Genomic DNA, 19,806 nt, shown 5'->3' with positions numbered 1-19,806 from the left:
ATTTATTCTTCCGTCATTCTTTTGTAGTACTCTGTTTTCTTTTCAATATTCTCTTCGTAATGTCTTTTGAAATATGCTGTATAAAGAGTATCTAATACAAATAATAGACTTAATCTGGTACTATAGGAAGACATTTTCTTATAGTGATTTTCCTTTGAACTCAAGAATAACTGATAATCATAATACTTGATTTCAGGATGATATTCAGTAGAAGAAATCAGTACAGTAGGGACATGATTCTTATGCAAAATAGAAGGAATCTTTTCTGATAATATCCCACGTCCATTAAAGGTAATGACTATTGCAAGGTGAGAAGAATCACTTGATGCAGCAAGTAATTGTGATTGATATTCTTCTGAAGGAACATTAACCTGTTTTCCAATCTCCAACATTTGAAAACTAAAATTCTTCGCAAAGAATAAATGACCTGCTGAAGTATAAATATCAATCTGTTGAGAAGAATCCATTAACTGTACAATACCCTGTAATGTATCTAAATCAAAAAGGTGACTTGTTTCTAATACTGTTTGATTATAGTCTTCTTTTAATAATTCAATCATTTCATGATGTGTCTGATATTTCTTGATTGGATAATCAAAATCAAATGTCTCATCCATCTTTTTGTATTCAGATAATGAAGATGATAGTTTTACTTTTAAATCAGATAATCCTGATGTGCCACATTTAGTCGCTAAGCGATAAATAGAAGTCACAGAAACAAAACATGATTCACTTATTTCCTGAGCAGACATATGAATTACTTTCTCAGGATTCTCTAAAATGTATTTCGCAATCATCTTTTCGCTTGTTGTAAAGTCTGTCTTTGTTTGTAGTAATGTATAGATGTTCATAGAAAACCTCCTAAAATATTTATTATATTTCTATAACTATGTATATGCATGTGTTATAATCCAAAAAAAAGAAGGTGATATTTATGATAGATGGACATATGCATCTAGAATATGGGAATCTCTCAAAAGAATATGTACTACAATTTGTGGAAAGTGCAGTAAAGAATGGTATGGATGAAATACAGATTCTTGATCATACACATCGTTTTAAAGAATTCAGACCTGTTTATGAAGGTGTAAGAAAAGCATCTCCTTATCAAGAAGAATGGTTAAACAATAAAGAAATGAAGTTTCATAGTACTTTAGATGAATATTGTGCTTTAATTAAAGAAATCAAGGCAATGGATTTACCTATTAAGGTGTCTTTTGGTTTAGAGGTATGTTATGTACCTGAATATGAAGAAACAATTCGAGAAATATTAAAACCTTATCATTTTGATTTCTTAGTAGGAGCCATTCATTCTATCGACGGTAAACTCTATGATATGAAATGGTCAGAAGAAATCTTATGGAACAAGTATCCTATTAATGATATCTATAAAAGATACTATGAATGTGTCTTCTCACTTGTAAAATCTGATTTATTTACACAGCTTGCACATCCAGATACGATTAAGATGTTTGGCCATTATCCTACTTATGACTTACAGCCTACATATGATGAATTGGCTGAATTATTAAATGAACATCATATGAAAGCAGAAAACAATGTAGGATGTTACTATCGTTATCATACACCTGATATTGGCTTATCAGACCAGTTATTACAGACTTTGAAAAAACATCATGTTCAGATGATTACTGCAAGTGATGCGCATCATCCAGAAGATGTAGGTCGTAATATAGCGGATGTCTGGGAAAAAACAATGAAGTAAGAGAAGATTGACAAATTTTTTTCATACAAACGGAAATATGATGATTGAGTTTGATAAGTATTCTTCTAGTTCACGTGATTTTGTAGAAATAAATGGAGAGAAATTTATAATGAAACACATAGGAAAGGAGAATAGCTTAACCAATTAAAGTCATCAGGTTTGATGAATGATGAAAAAGTACTTGATGCTACTTTGAAAATCATTGAAAAATATACAATTGTCAAACTCCTTAACAACGAAAGTGAAGACTGGGTCATCTTCACTTTTTTGATATATTTCTATCATAAAAGTACTTCAATAAAATATAAATATTGATAATTTTATACCTTAATTTGTATTGAATAGCTCAACAGAATTTAATAAATATATAATAAATTTAAAGGAAGGAGAGAAACTTATGAAGAAGATCTTGCTTGTATGTAATGCTGGTATGTCAACAAGTATGCTTGTATTGAAGATGGAAAAGGCAGCACAAGATAAAGGCATTGAAATGGAAGTGAAGGCTCTCCCAGTAACAGATGCAGAAAAAGAACTCAATGACTGGGATGTCATTATGTTAGGTCCACAAGTTCGTCATATGGAAAAGAGATTAAGAGAATTAACATCTACACCAATTGAAGTCATCAATATGCGTGATTATGGTATGATGAACGGTGAAAAGGTATTAGATGCTGCTTTGAAAATCCTCGGATAATATTTGATAATTGTATTACTCCTTAATGTAAAAAGTGAAGATGGGTTCATCTTCACTTTTTGTTTTTCTCCAGTTTTTCTAAATGTTTCTGATGGAGCTCTTTATAATGATTAAAAGCATGAGGATTTAATTCCTGTAGCTTCTTTTCATATTTACTACGGTACTGTTTTAATACACGTAATGTTTCAGGATTCATGTCATGTAACTTTTCTTCAATACGATCACGATATTGTTCGAGTCGTTCTTCTACATACTGTTCATTTTCATGAATCTTTTCCATGATTTCTGGAATATGCATTTCTAGTCTTGATAAGAATTCATCCGCTTCAATTAAACCTAGTTCACCAAAGCCTGTATGATTTTCAATATCTTTTAATAGTTCAGGAGATAAGTCAGTTTTAGAATGAATCTTATCCAACATTTCCTGAGTCATCTTCTGTTTATACTTTTCAGCCTCATTTCCAAAGGCCCATTCTAATTCAGGCTGTATAAATGAGATATGAGATGTTTTTAAATCTTCTAATGGATAAGGAGGGACAAGCCCACAATCTAATAATGCCTGCTGCATTGTACGTCTTACATGACCACTTGTAATTATATCTATACCACCATTTTCTCTTAATGCTTGATTAAGATGATCCATATGACGTGTTAGATAGAAATCTATATTTCTTTTCTGTAGATCATTATAGAAGATAATCAAACGATCAATAGCAGTAAAATCAATATTACTAATACCAGAAGCATCTACAATAACTTGCTCAGTATCTTCTTTAATCGCTTTTTCTATATCTTCCTGGAACTTATCAATATTCGCAAAAAATAGATTTCCTGGGAAACGATAAATAATAGTATGTCTAATTGGTCTTGCATTCGCATTCTTCTCTAGGTTAAAGAAACCTGTCTGTCCGGGAATAACACCTAAGAAATGGGCTGGGGGAGTGACTGCTTTAATAACTACAGCGAGGAATGATAAGACAATACCGATCACTACACCATAAATAGTTCCAAAGATGAGTACTCCACAACATGCTGCCATAAAGATATAAAATTCATTTCTACTTTCTTTAAATAAACGTTTACCTAACGCAAAGTGACAGGCACCAAGTAAGGCGGTAATAACGATAGCAGTTAAAATAGGAACAGGAAGATATTCAATAAATCCTGTACCAAATAATAGAAGAAGTGCCATAGTTGCAGCAGCTGATAAGCTCATCACCTGAGTTTTACATCCATACTGTCTTGCAAGTCCAGTTCTAGAAACAGAACCATTCGTTGGACAGCATCCTACAAGTGAAGTAGCCAGTTCAGCCATACCATAGGCAAATATTTCTTTATTTCCATCTAATTTGTAGCCATCTTTCATTGCATTACCCTGTGCAGATAATAAAGTCTGTGCAAGTACAACTATCGCAATAGATAATGTAGTAAAGAATAAAGCAGAAATATCTACATGGGCAATAGAAGGAATCACAAGCTTTGGTAAACCTGGATCAACATGAGGCAATAGTTTTACTCCATATTTTTCTAAAGGGAATATGGCAGTCAATAAAGCCCCTATAAACATCATAAGAATAGGCATAGGAATCTTCTTATTTATTCTCTTTACAACAAGAATAATGACAAGGGTACTCATACCTAATACAAAAGATAAACCATTAAAGAGTGGTAATTCTTTAATAATATGATTGACTAATTCGAATATTTCACCTGTTCCTGTTGTCCCACCAAAGAGTTTAGGAACAAGCATCATAATAATAGATAAACAGATACCTGTTACGAATCCACCCATGACAGGTGTAGAAATATACTTAACTGCACGTCCTGCTTTAATGATTGAAAAGAAGATCAACCATAAAGCAACCATGAGTGCAATAACAGGGACCGCCTGCATTGCTTCTTTAGTTCCCGCAGTAATACCAAGAGTAGCCAATGCACTTCCAGTAAGAGCTGCAGGAGCTGCATCTACACCAAATACAAAATCATGACTCGTAGTAAATAAACTAAATACGAGAATAGGAACTAAAGAACCATATAAACCATAGACCATTGGTAGACCTGCTACCTGGGCATAACCCATGGATATAGGAATAGATATAAAAGCAACAATAATACCTGCAAAAATATCATTCATTGTCGCATTCTTAAATTTCTTCATAAGCCACCTCTTTCTTAATTCTAATTATAATGATTTATTAAGATGAGTCTATCTCTATCAAAATACGCCTATATTGTATACAATCTAGAATAATTATCAAATTATTTGTATATTTTGATAATATCAGTGGACAAATTTGTATTTATCTAATATAATGCATATAAATTAACAAGGAGGAAATCGAAAATGACAGATAAGAGGGTTTATAATTTTTCTGCAGGACCATCTCAGTTACCTGTAGAGGTATTAAAGGAAGCAGCAGATCAGATGCTGAATTATAAAGGCTCAGGCATGAGCGTAATGGAGATGAGTCATCGTTCCTCAACATACCAAAAGATTTTTGATGATACAAAAGCAACTTTAAAGAAAGTTTTAAATATTCCAGATAACTATAAGATTTTATTATTACAAGGTGGGGCAACACAGGAATTCACAAACATTGCCTTAAACCTTATGGTAAATGGTAAATCAGATTATATCGTTACAGGAAGCTTCTCTGGCAAAGCTGCAAAAGAAGCGGCTAAGTTTGGGGATGTTCATATTGCCTATAACGGTAAGGAAAACGATTTTACAGAAATTCCTACACAGGATCAGCTAGATATTCGTGAAGGTGTTGATTATGTACATCTTTGTAACAACAACACTATCTATGGTACAGAGTGGAACTATGTGCCAGATACAAAGGGCGCACCACTTGTAGTAGATATGTCTTCAGATATCTTATCAAGACCTGTAGATGTTTCTAAATATGGTGTTATTTATGCCGGTGCACAAAAGAATATGGGTATTGCCGGACTTGGTGTAGTTATTATTAGAGAAGATCTAGTAAAACCACATCCAGCTAATATTCCAGTTCTTTCAGAATTAGATACTATGTTAGAAAAGGATTCTATGTATAACACACCACCATGTTGGGCTATTTATATGTTAGGTCTCGTAGTGAAATGGATTGATGAACAGGGTGGACTAGAAGTAATGAAGGAAAAGAATGAAAAGAAAGCTAAACTTCTTTATGACTACTTAGATCAGTCTGACTTCTATAAACCACATGCAAAGAAAGATGCACGTTCTAATATGAATGTGACTTTCACAACACCATCTAAAGAATTAGATGCTGAATTTGTAAAGGAATCTATTGCAGCAGGTATGACAAACTTAAAAGGACATCGTAGTGTAGGTGGTATTAGAGCATCTATCTACAATGCAATGCCATATGAAGGTGTAGAATACTTAGTTAATTTCATGAAAGAATTCGAGGAGAAACATTAGTAATATGTATAAGATTAAAACTTTAAATAAGATTTCTGAACAGGGCTTAGAAATCTTTGATGATAATTATGAAGTCGGTGACGACTTAGAACATGAAGATGGGATCTTAGTCAGATCAGCTAAATTACATGACTATGATTTCCCAGCTGAATTAAAGGCTATCGCAAGAGCAGGTGCAGGTGTCAACAATATTCCTGTAGATACATGTACTGAAAAAGGAATCTGCGTATTTAATACACCAGGAGCTAATGCGAATGCGGTTAAAGAATTAGTATTATGCGCTTTAATCTTAAGTTCAAGACAGGTGATTCCTGGTATTGAATGGGTAAAGACATTACCAGCTGATGATTTTGGAAAGGCTGTAGAAAAAGGTAAGAGCCAGTTTGTTGGTCCTGAAATTGATGGTAAGAAGCTTGGTGTTATTGGTTTAGGGGCAATTGGTGTGAATGTAGCCAATGCAGCTGTTAAATTAGGTATGGAAGTTTATGGTTATGATCCATTTATCAGTGTCAATGCAGCATGGAAACTATCTAAATGGGTTCATAAAGCAGCTACTGTAGAAGAATTATTCAAGGAATGTGACTATATTACTATCCATGTACCAGCAACTCCTGATACAAAGAACATGATCAATAAGAAGTCACTTGCAATGATGAAAGACGGTGTACGTATCTTGAACTTTGCACGTGATACATTAGTAAATACTGAAGATATCATTAAAGCATTAAAGTCAGGTAAAGTGGCACGTTATATTACAGACTTTGGTTCTAAAGAACTTGTAGAAACTGAAAATACAGTTGTAATGCCACACTTAGGTGCTTCTACTCCAGAATCAGAAGATAACTGTGCAACTATGGCTGTAAAAGAAATGATTGATTACTTAGAAAATGGTAATATCCAGAACTCTGTTAACTTACCTACAGTTGTAGAACCACGTACTACAACATATCGTGTATGTATTATTCATAAGAATATTCCTAACATGTTAGCGGTCTTTGCGAACGCATTTGCGAAAAAGAGCATGAACATTGAAAACATGGTTAATAAAGCACGTGGTGAATATGCATATACTGTCATTGATACAAATGATTTATCAGAAGATATCACTAAAGTGATTGAAAATCATGAAGGTGTTATTAAAGCTAGAATTATTGCGCAGATTGTTTTCTAAATCCTTCTTTTTGAATAGTCCATCTTAGTGATGGACTTTTTCTATTGAAAAATGTAAGATGGGAGTGCGAAGGGGTGATGGGATGAATAAATTAGTTGATGCTTTATCCTGGGTGGCTATGAGATGTACTCAGAATAAATACTTAAATGCGATTAAAAATGCATTCCAGAATTATATGCCAATATCTCTTACAGGTGCTGTTGGAATGCTTTGGACAAATGTATTAGTTAATGATCATGGGGGATTAGGTACTATTTTTCCACTTATTATGGATTTAAAAATTTTTAATCCAATCTTTGAAGCATTGAATTATGCAGCTATTTCATGTATCTCTATTGTAATTGTATTATTATTATCTAGTGAAATTGCCCAGGCAAATGGGGATCATGATATTTATCCCGTGATTGTCAGTTTTTTAAGCTGGCTGATTGTCACACCACATACAATAGATGGTTTACATATCAATCTGCTATTACACACAGATAGTGGTGCTATTGTACATACAAAACTATCTGCTTTTGTCCATATTCCGAATTATATAGGAATCACGCTTAAAAACTTTGCGACAGAGGGAATAAGTGTCACTTATACATATTCATCAGGACTCTTTACTGCAATGTTTGTCGCTATACTTGCGACAGAACTCTATCATTTATTAAGAAACTGCGATTGTCTCTTAATAAAGCTTCCTAGTCAGGTTTCTACAAATCAAGTATTATCATTCATGAATATCGTTCCTACGTTCTTGACATGCTTAATTATGAGTTCTATCTCTTATCTTTGTATCCTAAGCACAGGTCATACACTTAATACAAATATATATAATCTTATACAGCTTCCGTTACAGCTGATGGCAGGGGATAATTTAATTGCGGTTCTTGTTTTGTATCTTATTATCTCATTGTTCTGGATTGTTGGCTTCCATGGGAAGAACCTTATGTCGTCTGTCATTGAATCGTTTTATAGACCATTACTCTATATTAATATGGGAGCATTTAATGCGGGGTTAAGAGGAAAAGATATACCATATGTATTCAATTCATCGATGTTTCAGATGTTTGGAGATATTGGCGGTTCAGGATGTACATTAGGGCTTGTGATATATATACTTGTTTTTTCTCAAAGACATGATAATCGTCTAGTAGCAAATATTTCTTTATTCCCAAGTTTAGTGAATATCAACGAAACAGTGATCTTTGGTATGCCTATAGTACTTAATCCACTATTAGACATTCCATTTATTCTTGCACCACTTATCTCTCTTACAGTCGGATATTTCCTTATTCAAATAGGATTCTGCCCACGTGTGATTATGGAGGTACCTTGGGTTATGCCACCTGTATTACATGGCTTCTTAGTTACGGGAGGGAATATCTATGGTGCATTATCTCAATTATTATGTACCGGTCTTTCATTTCTCGTATATGCACCTTTTATATTCATATATGAGAAGAAACAGAGGAAAGAAGAATATATCTATTAAAGTTACAAAAAGAGTGGATTTATGCATATAAATTCGCTTTTTTTGTAACAACTATACAATATCCTTAAGAATACTTGTTTAATCATTTTGTTAGATTATTATAAAGATGCAAAAAGAAAATAAATTTTTGCTTCCTAAATCGTCATGAGACGTCCAGCTCATGACATTTTTTTATTATTATCATTGATAAAATACCGATAAGATGATAATATATTATCATCTTAAGATTAAGGTCTTAAGATAGGAAAATCTAGTTATACATATCGTGGGGTGTAGGGACCTCATGATCTTGTGCAGATATATCTGCATCTCCTGTACATTCTTATTCGGGTGCGAGGATAAGAATGATCACTGCTCGTAAGAATATGCTAATAATTAAATCCCTTATTGAACATGGATATAAAGTGAGTAATTAATGAAACCCTCATACTTTTAACTCATTATAACTTTGATTTTCCTAGGAACGCTGATCCTTTTAATCATTAGGGCATTGATTGAAAAACAGCCACTGCATTCATATTTCATCCATATCAAGCCAAAAGAATATTTATGTAGTGCATGATCCTCCTTATGGAGGATTCTTTTTTTTACCAATTATTAATATACTCTTCACTCGATGATAACCATACTTATTATATAAGGTGCTATATTTGTGCACAGAGAGGAAGTTATATTAGAAGCAGCTGGCGGTATACTATGTGATTATCGTGGACATCTAATCACAAATTTAGTTGCAGGCAAAGAAAACATTGTTCACGATCTGATATCTCAATGTATTAATAAGTAGGGAGACCTACTTATTTTTTTGCATTAAAAAACCTGGAATTAAAATCCAGGTTAATCAATAGGTTCCTGATAGAACCTTCCTTTAACAGCACTTGTCTTGACTATATTAACGAAAGCCTGGTTATCAATACTTTTAATAATTTCATAAACATCATTTACTTCTGCAGCACTGACAACTGTATAAAGCATAACACGATCTTCGTGTGTATGAGATCCTTCACCAGTAAAACGAGTCATACCATGATGTGTCTTAACTAATAATTCTCTTTCTAATTCATCTGCTTTATTAGATATGATGAATAATGTCATCTGCTGATCAGATTTATGGAAAGTGTCTATTGCCTGAGTAGATACGAACTGGAAGACAATAGAATAAAGAGATGCTTCAAATCCAAATAACATTCCAGAAATTAATAATAGAATAATATTAAAACCTAGAATGATATTCCAAGAAGAAATATTCCACTTACGATGAATATAGACTGCAATAAAGTCTGTTCCACCAGAACTTGCTTTACCATATAAAGCAATAGAAATAGCCAAACCATTTAATAAACCACCAAATAAAGCAATGAGTAATGGATCAGTTGTCACCTTATAAGAAGGAATCAAATCAACTAAGAATGAGTTTAAAACAATCATTAATACACTATAACCAGTAAAACGTTTTGAAATAAGTTTAAAACCAATAACAGCTGGTATCGCATTTAATGAAATATTAAGCACAGAATAAGGAACAGTAATGTTAGCATACTTTAACATTATTCTCTGTATTAATAGAGTCATACCAGTAATACCACCAGGGACTAATTCACCAGCACGTACAAATGTCTTAATATTAAAGGCCATTAAACATGATGCAAGAATAACGCATGCGAATGATTTGAGGGCTTTTATTGATCTTTTTTGTTGTATTTCCTTTTCATATAACATAAATTTAACATTCACCTCCGAAATTTCGACCAAATTGTACTATTGTTTATACAACAAAACAACCGTAATTATGTAAAAAGTGAAAAAACACATTTACATAATCTTAAGATAATACATACACAAATATGATTTTTTTGTTAAGGAGAAAAATTTATGATGTAGGTGTCTTAAGAAGACGGGAGGAAAAAAGTAAATATGAAAAAAATATTAACGCTTGTACTTACATGTGTACTTGCATTCTCACTTGCTGGTTGTGGAGGATCTAAAGATTCTTCAACTGCTGGTTCAGGAGATCTATCAGGAAAGATCTCACTTGATGGTTCTACATCAATGGAAAAATTTGTAACTGCCTTAGGCGAATCTTTCAAAGAAAAGAATCCTAATGTTACAGTTGAATCTCAGTTCACAGGTTCATCTGCTGGTATTGCTTCAGTATTAAGTGGTAAGGCTGATATCGGTGATTCTTCAAGAGCATTAACTGATGAAGAAAAGAGCCAGGGTCTTGAAGAAAACATCGTTGCTATTGATGGTATCGCAGTTGCAGTTAACAAAAATAATACTGTTAAGAATGTAACTAAAGAACAGTTAACTAAGATCTATACTGGTGAAATCACTAACTGGAAAGAACTTGGTGGTAAAGACGAAAAGATCGTTGTTATTGGTAGAGAAGCTGCTTCTGGTACGAGAGGTGCATTTGAAGAATTATTAGAAGTAAAAGATAAATGTCAGTATGCACAGGAATTAGATAATACTGGTGCAGTTGTTGCGAAATGTGCTTCTATTGAAGGTGCTATTGGTTATGTATCACTAGACGCTGTTGATAAATCAATCAACACATTACAGTTAGACGGTGTTGATTGTACAGTTAAGAACATCAAAGCTGGTAAATATGGTTTACAGAGACCATTCGTAATGGCTACTAAAGGTAAAATTGAAAAGCAGTCTAAATTAGTTCAGGCATTATTCGATTACATTGATAGTGATGAAGGGCAGGCTATCATTAAAAAAGTAGGTTTAATCAGTGCTAAATAGCATTGTCGGTACCAATAAAAGTAGACAAGCATCAGAAAAGGCAGCCGCATTAATCGTTAGTGTATGTGCTGCTTTTTCAATAGTTGCAGTCGTCGCTATTACTGCCTACATGATCTATAGCGGCACACCTGCACTTGCTAAGGTTGGTATCGGAAATATCTTATTTAAAACAGAATGGGTTCCTTCTCAAGGAAAGTTCGGTATTCTTTACATTATCTTAACTTCTATTGTTGGTACTTTACTTGCAGTCTTAATTGCAATCCCTGTTGGTTTATTTACCGCAGCCGCATTAAGTGAAATGGTTACTGGTACTCCAAAGAAGATTATGAAAGCAGCTATTGAATTATTAGCTGGTATTCCATCCGTTGTTTATGGGTTACTTGGTATCTTGATCATCAACCCACAGATGTATAAGTTAGAAAAGTTTTTCTATCATACGTCTCATTCACATCAGTTTACTGGTGGGGCAAACCTCATTGCCGCAATTATTGTATTAGTGATCATGATTTTACCAACATTAATCAATGTATCAGAAACAGCTCTAGAAACTGTTCCAAATCATTTGAGATTAAGTTCTTATGCACTTGGTTCAACTAAGATTCAGACAATCTTTAAAGTAGTTATTCCAGCTGCTAAGAATGGAATCATGAGTGCCATTGTATTAGGTGTTGGACGTGCTATTGGTGAAGCAATGGCTATCTTACTTGTTGCTGGAAATGCAGTTAATTTACCAGCACCATTCAATTCAGTACGTTTCTTAACAACAGCAATCGTATCTGAAATGTCCTACTCAAGTGGTGTACATAGACAAGTATTATTTACAATCGGTTTAGTATTATTCATCTTCATTATGGTAATCAATATTGTTTTAATGAAGATTCTAAAGAAGGGTGAAGAAAATGGATAAAGCAGATTCTAAAGAAGTATCAGCTACGTCCCCGTTAAAGGAAGTGAACGCTGTGGATAGAACGTTATATCATAAAAAGAAAAGAATTGGAGACACTATACTACGTGGACTTATTTACCTATGTGCTGGTTTCTCTAGTATCTTAATTCTTGTCATTATTGGTTATGTATTCTCTAAAGCCATCCCACATTTCCATTTCAAGAATTTAATTGAACCAATGAGTCAGTTAATGAACCCTGAAGGTTTATTAGGTAACATCATCAATACTCTTTATATTGTCGTAGGTACATTATTATTTGCCTGCCCAATTGGTATTGGTGCTGCTATTTACTTAAATGAATATGCAAAGAATAAGAAGTTCGTTGCAGCTGTCTCATTTACAACAGAAGTATTATCAGGTATTCCATCTATTATCTTTGGACTATTTGGTATGATCTTCTTTGGTGAAATGTTAGGACTTGGTTATTCAGTCTTAAATGGCTGCTTTACATTAACTATTCTTATCTTGCCAATTATTATTAGAAACACTCAGGTTGCCTTAGAATCAGTTTCTTCTTCATATCGTGAAGCAGCATTAGGTATTGGTTCAACTAAGTGGTATATGATTCGTACTGTAATCCTTCCAAGTGCTATGCCTGGTATCTTAACAGGTGTGATTCTTGGTATGGGTCGTATTGTGGCTGAATCAGCTGCCTTATTATTTACAGCAGGTAGTGGTTACTTTATGCCAAGAGGATTCTTCACTCACTTAATGGAAAGTGGTGGAACACTTACTATCCAGCTTTATATGGCAATGAGTAACGCAGAATATGGACAAGCCTTTGTGATTGCGATGATTTTGATTATTCTTGTATTAATTATGAACTTTATCGCTAAATGGCTATCAAGTAAGTTTAATGTAGAAAAAGCAAAATAATGAGGTAAATATATATGAATAAAATGGAAATTAAGAATTTAAACTTATGGTATGGTGAAAAGCATGCCTTAAAGGATACAAGTCTAGATATCCCAGAACATAAGATCACAGCGTTCATCGGTCCTTCTGGATGTGGTAAATCTACATTCCTTAAAACATTAAACCGTATGCAGGATTATGTAAAAGGGGTAAAGATTACTGGTCAGGTGACACTGGATGGTGAAGACATCTTTGATCCTAGAGTAGATACAACTTTATTGAGAAAGAAAGTAGGTATGGTATTCCAGCAGCCAAATCCATTCCCAATGAGTATCTTTGATAACATTGCCTATGGACCTAGAATTCATGGTATTAAGAATCATGCTGAATTAGAAAAGATTGTGATTAGATCATTAAAGCAGGCTGCTTTATATGATGAAATTGCAGATCGTCTAGATACGAGTGCATTAGGTTTATCTGGTGGTCAGCAGCAGAGATTATGTATTGCGAGATGCTTAGCTGTTAACCCAGATGTTATCTTATTAGATGAACCTACAAGTGCCTTAGACCCAATCTCTACATCTAAGATTGAAGACTTATTAATGGATCTTAAAAAAGATTATACGATTGTGATTGTAACTCATAACATGCAGCAGGCTTCACGTATTGCAGACAATACAGCATTCTTCTTACAGGGTGAAATTATCGAAACTGGTGATACAGAAAAGATCTTCTCATTCCCTCAAGATAAGAGAACAGAAGATTATATCACTGGTAGATTCGGTTAATATTTCATAATCACAATCAATATATTATAATGAAGGGGTAAATATTATGAGAAGTCGTTTTGATAGAGAACTAGATACGCTTAATGTAGATCTTCAAAAGATGAGTGGTCTTGTAGAAAATGCGTTAGAAAATACTATTGCTGCATTTAAAAACAAGAACACTAAGCTTGCGAAAGAAGTTATGGAAAATGATCGTATGATCAATGATATGGAACGTTCTATTGAATCTATTTGTTTTAAGTTAATGTTAAGACAGCAGCCAGTGGCAAGAGATTTACGTATTGTAACTACTGCATTAAAGATTGTGACTGATCTAGAAAGAATTGGTGATCAGTGTTCTGATATTTGTGAAATTATCTTGGATTTATCTGGTGATCATATTTATAGAACAGTAGAACATATTCCAGAAATGTTAAAGACTGCAAAAGAAATGGTGCATAAGTCTATTGAAGCCTTTGTAGAAGGTGATGTAGATAAAGCCCATAACATTTCTAGAATGGATGATGATATTGATGCATTATTCTTAGATATTAAGAATGAAATCATCCAGATTATGAAAGAAAATAGTGAAAATGCAGATGATTGTTTAGATTACTTCATGATTGCTAAATATCTTGAAAGAATTGGTGATCATGCATCTAATATCTGTGAATGGTTAGACTTCATGGAAACAGGATCTATCAACCAGCAGCGTATTATTTAAGGGGGATATAACCAATGAGCGAACGTATATATGTAATAGAAGATGATGAGAATATTCAGGAGATTATCAAGTTGTCTCTAGAATCAAGTGGGTATCAAATTACCCTCTTTAATAATGCGATAGATGCAATTGTCGCAATTCATGAAGATACACCTGATCTTGCAATATTTGATGTCATGTTACCTGAATTAGACGGTATTTCAGCCATTAAACAGATTAGAAAGACTAATACTACTTTACCTATCTTAATTCTTTCTGCAAAGGATCGTGAAATAGATAAAGTAAGAGGTTTAGATTCAGGCTGTGATGATTATATGACGAAACCATTTGGAGTGCTGGAACTTGCTGCACGTGTTCGCTCATTACTTAGAAGAAGTCAGCATCATTCAAAGGTTATTAAGACAACATCTTTAGAAATTGATAAATCTAAGCATATTATTTTAAAGCAGGGTGAAAAACTTGAATTAACTCATAAAGAGTATCAGTTATTACTCTATTTAGTAGAAAATAAAGAACGTGTTGTAGAAAGAGAAGAACTTTTAAACAATATCTGGGGTTATGATTTTGTAGGCGAATCAAGAGCCTTAGATGTTCATATTCGTTCTTTAAGATCTAAACTAGGTGATGATGGACATCATTATATTAAGACAATCAGAAGTGTAGGTTATCGTTTTATTGAGGATGGTCAATAATGAGACAATCTATATTGAGATATTTTATCTCACTTTTATTAGTATCTCTATGTATCTGTAGTGCAACGAGTATATTTATTATTTCTGGTTCAATGAAAGAGGATTCTGAAAGAGAAATGATGTATTCTGTAAAACTTATAGAATATAATCTAGACTACTCCAAGGATCTCAATACACAGATAGAAACACTTAATCCACTTGCTTTCTCTGATGATACAAGAATATCTGTTATAGATGAAAAAGGTAAAGTTCTTGCAGATACATATAAGAATGACATCTCTTCTAATCATTTGAAAAGAGAAGAAGTGCAACAGGCACTTCATTCTTCAAATCATGAAGGGTATGCAATGAGACGTTCTGAGACAACCAATCAGCCACTTCTCTATGCTGCATATTATAAAGATAACCACATTATAAGATTGTCCATCCCTTATTCAGGGGTATGGGGTTATTTCCCTGAACTTGCTCCTGCATTTTCAATTTCTATACTGATCAGTATATTATTTTCATACATAGTTGCACGTAAACTCTCTAAGAGAGTCACAAAGCCTTTGACAGAAATCAGTGAGTCTCTTAATAACATGACAGAAGACTATCGTTTTGAACTTCCAACAACAGATTATGAAGAATTCACACCTATTATTGATACAATAGAAAATCTTTCTCATCGATTAAGAAAATCTATGAGAGAAACAAGATTTGAACAAGATAAGATCAATGCGATATTAAGAAAGATGGAGGAAGGCTTTATCTTACTTGATGAGAATGGCATGATCTTAAGTGTCAATGATAGTGCTATAAAGATTCTAGGACCTTTAAAAGAAAAGGACAACTTAATAGATCATATTACTTATCCTAATCTTATAAATGCGTTAAATAGCGCACCTAAGAAACAGCGTATAGAATTAAAGATTCATGATTTTGATTACCAATGTGCAATCTCCCGCCTTCCATTTGGTACAGCACTCTTCTTTGTGGATATTACTGCAATGAAGAACTCACAGAAGATGAGAGAAGAATTCTTCTCTAGTGTATCTCATGAATTAAAAACACCTATTACAGCTATTAGAGGTTATAGTGAATTATTATCACAAGGATTCATCAATGATGAAAATCAGAAGAAGATGATGCTTTCTAAGATTCAAACAGAAGTGACTAATATGTCTTCTTTGATTAATGATATCTTGATGTTATCTAGATTAGATAGTGATGATCTCATTGTAGAAAAGGTTCCTGTAAAAATGCAGGCATTAATGAAGGATATATCAGAAGATTATGAAGGTTTATTATTGAAATATAATGTAGAGCTTCATACAGATGTAGAACCTATTACTTATATTGGAAATGGATCTCAAATAGAAACATTGATTTCTAATCTTGTAAGTAACGCTATTAAGTACAACAAAGAAGATGGTCATGTATATGTTCATATTTATAGTAAGAAAGATAACATGATCATTGAAGTCAAGGATACAGGTATTGGTATACCTCTTGCAGACCAAGGCCGTGTATTTGAAAGATTCTACCGTGTTGATAAGGGACGTAGTAGAATCAAAGGTGGTACAGGTTTAGGTCTTGCCATCGTTAAGCATATTGTTTCTTATAATAAAGGAACAGTGAAATTACATAGTCAATTAGGAGAGGGTACTTGTATTACGATTACTCTTCCTAACAAATCATAAGCTGTCATCGTACAGCTTTTTTAATTATTTTTTCTAGACACCTATTAATAGGCGTTCTCCAGCGCTTACTCAATACATCTTTTGATGGATAGTACTACAATATATATATCCAAGGAAGGGGATGTTGATATGATTTTATTTCTATTATTCTTAGTTTTACTTGTACTAGGCATTGTGTATTTCCTTAAATCAAAGAAAAACAATGAACCAAATGATAAGGCGAAAAAGACATTACTGGCTTCACTTGTTTTCTTTGTATTGTTTGTGATTCGCTGTGTATCAGTGGATGCATTTATGATGCTTGGCTTTATCGCTTTTGTATTAGGCATCGGTTATCTTGTATATTGCTTGTTTAAGAAACAGCCTAAGAAAAAAGCATTATGTATGATTCTTGCAGGTTTCTTGGTTTTTGCATATGCAGGTAGTATCAGTGATCCAGAACCAATTGAATCTTCACCTGAAGTATCTACTACAAAAGAAGTTAAGAAGAAAAAGAAAGTAGAAGTTGTTGATTTGAGTCAAACAGATGCACAGGCTTGGTGTGATCAAAATGGATTCCAGTTAAGTAAAGAAGAAGATTTTTCTGATAGTATTGCACAGGGAGGATTCATTAGTCAATCACCTCAGGCAGGTACACAATTAGAAAAGGGAAGTACTGTCACTGTTCATTATTCAAAGGGTAAAGAACCTACTATGGAAGATAAGAATGCGCTCGCAAAAGCAGAATCTTACTCATCTATGATGCATATGTCTAAGGCGGCTATCTATGATCAGTTGACTTCATCTTATGGGGAAGGTTTTCCTGCAGAATCAGCACAGTATGCAGTGGATCATTTAGTAGCTGATTATAAGGCAAATGCATTAGAAAAAGCTAAGGATTATCAGACAAGTATGAATATGTCTCGTTCAGCTATCTATGAACAGTTAACTTCAAGCTATGGAGAAAGATTCACTGCTGAAGAAGCACAATATGCAGTTGATCACCTACCACAGTAACTCTTTTAATAAAAGTATGAATGAAGCACAAATAAGTGCTTCATTTTTTGAAAATACACAGTTATTCCATAATAAATATGTATAATGCTTACAGGTGATAAAGCATGAAGATACTCTGGTTAATCGCACTTTTGTTGACAAGTGGATGTTCAACACGTGCCAATTCAAATTATATAGCACAGGAAGTAAGAACATTCTATTCAGGTATGTTGAATGGAGAAGAGATTTCTATTACATGTGAAGATAGAGATTATAAGACAGCTTTCTTTAAAGAAATGAATAAGAACCTACATAAGAAGGAATTTAGGGATATTGATTCTTATGTAGTAAATAAGAATTTAGATATTGCTTATACAATGAAGAAGGATAATAAGATTATGCGTTGTTATCATGGAAATATGAAGACAGGAGAGAATGCTTCTCTTAAGTATTTTCTTACTATTTCAGTTCCTAATAATGATTTAAATAGTCCACGTGTAGAAAAGTCTACATTTACTTTTTCAGATAAGCGAAAGGTTGCGATAAGTATAGATGTAAACCAGGATAATCATTATTGTTATGCTGTAGTGAAGGATACAAAAACTGAGAAAACTTATAAAGAATTTAAATATCGTTTTGACTCACAAGTCTAGAGTAAAATCTAGGCTTTTTGTGTATAATATATATAAGAGCGAAAGGAGGAAACTATAAGTAACTGAATATATCGACCATTGTGTTTGAATGTGTTTAAATATGCACATAAAGGGAGTTTTAAAATGAATATATTAAATATCACAAATTTTAAACCAACGGATTTTATTGACTTTTAGGCGTATCTGTTAAGATATTATAACGTTGAGATAGAGAAGGAACTTTGAAGGCAAACCGAACCCAAACAAATAGGCATTATTATACTTATAATCATCATTTACTAGATCAAGTTGCATTTTTAAGATATTTTTGTAATGCGAAAGAACTATTGTAGACCAGTGTATTGGAGATTATGGAAACCGCGTAACGATTTATTAGATGAAGTAATGGAACAAAAAATCAAAACCATAATTTGAATACCCTCAGACCACAGGTTAGTGAAAAAGAATATTTTTTAACGCCTAATTAACGGTGTTCATGAAGCTGAATTTGATGCATAAATTTTCCATCTATTCTATAATTAGATTAGAAATCAGATGGAGTACTCATGCAGGATATTATTTCAATATTCCATGTGTTCTCATGCAGGCTGTATGGGCTTCGTAAGTATAAAAAACAGATAGAAAGGGATGAGGACATTGCTGAAGAGCTTCAAAACGGAAATAAATCCGACAGAGGAGCAGAAAGTCAAGATTCGTAAAACAATAGGTACTTGCAGATTTATCTATAACTTTTATCTTGCTCATAATAAGGAGCTTCATGAAAGTGGCAAAAAGTTTATGAGCAGCAGTCAATTTAGAGTATGGCTCAACAATGAGTTTCTTCCGAGCCATCCAGAATATTCCTGGATCAAGGAAGCTTATTCAAAATCGGTAACACAGGCAGTAAATAACGGACAGATCGCATTTGAAAAATTCTTTAATCACAAGAGCGCCTTTCCAAAATTTAAGAAGAAAGGCAAATCTAATGTGAAAATGTACTTTGTAAGGAATAATCCAAAAGATTGCCTCTGTGAAAGACACAGAATCAAGATTCCGTCACTTGGCTGGGTCCGCATCAAAGAAAAAGGATATATTCCCACAACAAAAGATGAATATGTAATCAAGAGCGGTCATGTCTCAATAAAGGCTGATAGATACTATGTTTCAGTTCTTATAGAAATCCCAGATAAAAGGATAGTCAGTAATTCTAGTGAAGGAATCGGCATTGACCTTGGATTAAAGGATTTTGCGATTGTTTCTAATGGCAAGACTTATAAGAA

18 protein-coding genes are annotated in these 19,806 nt (G+C 33.3%); 15 read left to right on the top strand and 3 right to left on the bottom strand.

The window, feature by feature from the left end:
• Positions 1-2: 2 nt before the first annotated feature.
• Positions 3-851 carry a MurR/RpiR family transcriptional regulator gene (locus DW269_RS03240; RefSeq protein WP_117458533.1) on the bottom strand — a complete coding sequence of 283 codons (849 nt, stop codon included), beginning with the start codon at positions 849-851 and terminating at the stop codon, positions 3-5.
• 83 nt (positions 852-934) lie between these two features.
• Between DW269_RS03240 and DW269_RS03235 the strand changes: the two genes are divergently transcribed.
• Together DW269_RS03235 and DW269_RS03230 are read left to right on the top strand one after the other, a co-directional pair.
• Entirely contained in the window at positions 935-1,726 is a 792-nt protein-coding gene (locus DW269_RS03235; RefSeq protein ID WP_117458532.1) for a histidinol-phosphatase HisJ family protein, read from the top strand.
• Between the two features lie 397 nt (positions 1,727-2,123).
• Entirely contained in the window at positions 2,124-2,420 is a 297-nt protein-coding gene (locus tag DW269_RS03230; RefSeq protein ID WP_022424927.1) for a PTS sugar transporter subunit IIB, read from the top strand.
• A 52-nt stretch (positions 2,421-2,472) separates the two neighbouring features.
• Here DW269_RS03230 and DW269_RS03225 read toward each other — a convergent pair whose 3' ends face one another.
• Complete coding sequence (locus DW269_RS03225) at positions 2,473-4,578, bottom strand: SulP family inorganic anion transporter (protein ID WP_117458531.1); 2,106 nt, start codon at positions 4,576-4,578, stop codon at positions 2,473-2,475.
• Between the two features lie 186 nt (positions 4,579-4,764).
• Here DW269_RS03225 and serC point away from each other — a divergent pair, with 186 nt between their 5' ends.
• The 3 genes from serC (at position 4,765) to DW269_RS03210 (ending at position 8,501) form a co-directional block, all read left to right on the top strand.
• Entirely contained in the window at positions 4,765-5,847 is a 1,083-nt protein-coding gene (gene serC, locus DW269_RS03220) for a 3-phosphoserine/phosphohydroxythreonine transaminase (RefSeq protein WP_117458530.1), read from the top strand.
• Positions 5,848-5,851: 4 nt separating this feature from the next.
• Positions 5,852-7,018 carry a phosphoglycerate dehydrogenase gene (locus tag DW269_RS03215; RefSeq protein WP_117458529.1) on the top strand — a complete coding sequence of 389 codons (1,167 nt, stop codon included), beginning with the start codon at positions 5,852-5,854 and terminating at the stop codon, positions 7,016-7,018.
• Between the two features lie 82 nt (positions 7,019-7,100).
• Entirely contained in the window at positions 7,101-8,501 is a 1,401-nt protein-coding gene (locus DW269_RS03210; RefSeq protein WP_233502412.1) for a PTS sugar transporter subunit IIC, read from the top strand.
• An 837-nt stretch (positions 8,502-9,338) separates the two neighbouring features.
• On the opposite strand, the gene DW269_RS03205 is transcribed toward DW269_RS03210, so the two are convergent.
• Positions 9,339-10,220 (bottom strand): YitT family protein, encoded by an 882-nt coding sequence (locus DW269_RS03205; RefSeq protein ID WP_117458527.1) that lies wholly within the window; start codon positions 10,218-10,220, stop codon positions 9,339-9,341.
• 195 nt (positions 10,221-10,415) lie between these two features.
• Here DW269_RS03205 and DW269_RS03200 point away from each other — a divergent pair, with 195 nt between their 5' ends.
• The 10 genes from DW269_RS03200 to DW269_RS03150 all read left to right on the top strand — a co-directional run.
• Entirely contained in the window at positions 10,416-11,252 is an 837-nt protein-coding gene (locus DW269_RS03200; RefSeq protein ID WP_117458526.1) for a phosphate ABC transporter substrate-binding protein, read from the top strand.
• Entirely contained in the window at positions 11,242-12,159 is a 918-nt protein-coding gene (gene pstC, locus DW269_RS03195) for a phosphate ABC transporter permease subunit PstC (RefSeq protein WP_117458525.1), read from the top strand. Before DW269_RS03200 ends, pstC begins: the two co-directional genes overlap by 11 nt.
• Complete coding sequence (gene pstA / locus DW269_RS03190) at positions 12,152-13,075, top strand: phosphate ABC transporter permease PstA (RefSeq protein WP_233502411.1); 924 nt, start codon at positions 12,152-12,154, stop codon at positions 13,073-13,075. The genes pstC and pstA overlap by 8 nt, the downstream gene beginning before the upstream one ends.
• Before the next feature lie 14 nt (positions 13,076-13,089).
• A complete protein-coding gene (gene pstB, locus DW269_RS03185) occupies positions 13,090-13,842 on the top strand; it encodes a phosphate ABC transporter ATP-binding protein PstB (RefSeq protein WP_117458524.1) in 753 nt (250 codons plus the stop codon).
• A 46-nt stretch (positions 13,843-13,888) separates the two neighbouring features.
• A complete protein-coding gene (phoU, locus tag DW269_RS03180; protein ID WP_022425337.1) occupies positions 13,889-14,545 on the top strand; it encodes a phosphate signaling complex protein PhoU in 657 nt (218 codons plus the stop codon).
• 14 nt (positions 14,546-14,559) lie between these two features.
• Positions 14,560-15,237, top strand: coding sequence for a response regulator transcription factor (locus DW269_RS03175; RefSeq protein ID WP_117458522.1), 678 nt, complete (start codon positions 14,560-14,562; stop codon positions 15,235-15,237).
• The gene (locus tag DW269_RS03170; protein ID WP_117458521.1) at positions 15,237-16,919 is read left to right on the top strand and encodes an ATP-binding protein; all 1,683 of its coding nucleotides are present in this window, start codon (positions 15,237-15,239) and stop codon (positions 16,917-16,919) included. The genes DW269_RS03175 and DW269_RS03170 overlap by 1 nt, the downstream gene beginning before the upstream one ends.
• A 129-nt stretch (positions 16,920-17,048) precedes the next feature.
• The gene (locus tag DW269_RS03165) at positions 17,049-17,915 is read left to right on the top strand and encodes an Ltp family lipoprotein (protein ID WP_199409887.1); all 867 of its coding nucleotides are present in this window, start codon (positions 17,049-17,051) and stop codon (positions 17,913-17,915) included.
• A gap of 104 nt (positions 17,916-18,019) precedes the next feature.
• Positions 18,020-18,547, top strand: coding sequence for a hypothetical protein (locus DW269_RS03160; RefSeq protein WP_117458520.1), 528 nt, complete (start codon positions 18,020-18,022; stop codon positions 18,545-18,547).
• A gap of 627 nt (positions 18,548-19,174) precedes the next feature.
• Positions 19,175-19,806: RNA-guided endonuclease TnpB family protein (locus tag DW269_RS03150; protein WP_147321676.1), on the top strand; the 632-nt coding region annotated here is incomplete at its 3' end.

The sequence above is a fragment of the Catenibacterium sp. AM22-6LB genome (assembly GCF_003435615.1).
In the GTDB taxonomy this organism is placed as follows: domain Bacteria; phylum Bacillota_I; class Bacilli_A; order Erysipelotrichales; family Coprobacillaceae; genus Catenibacterium; species Catenibacterium mitsuoka_A.
The sequence above is the reverse complement of the archived record's forward strand: the minus strand, read 5'-3'. Positions and strand labels throughout refer to the sequence as shown.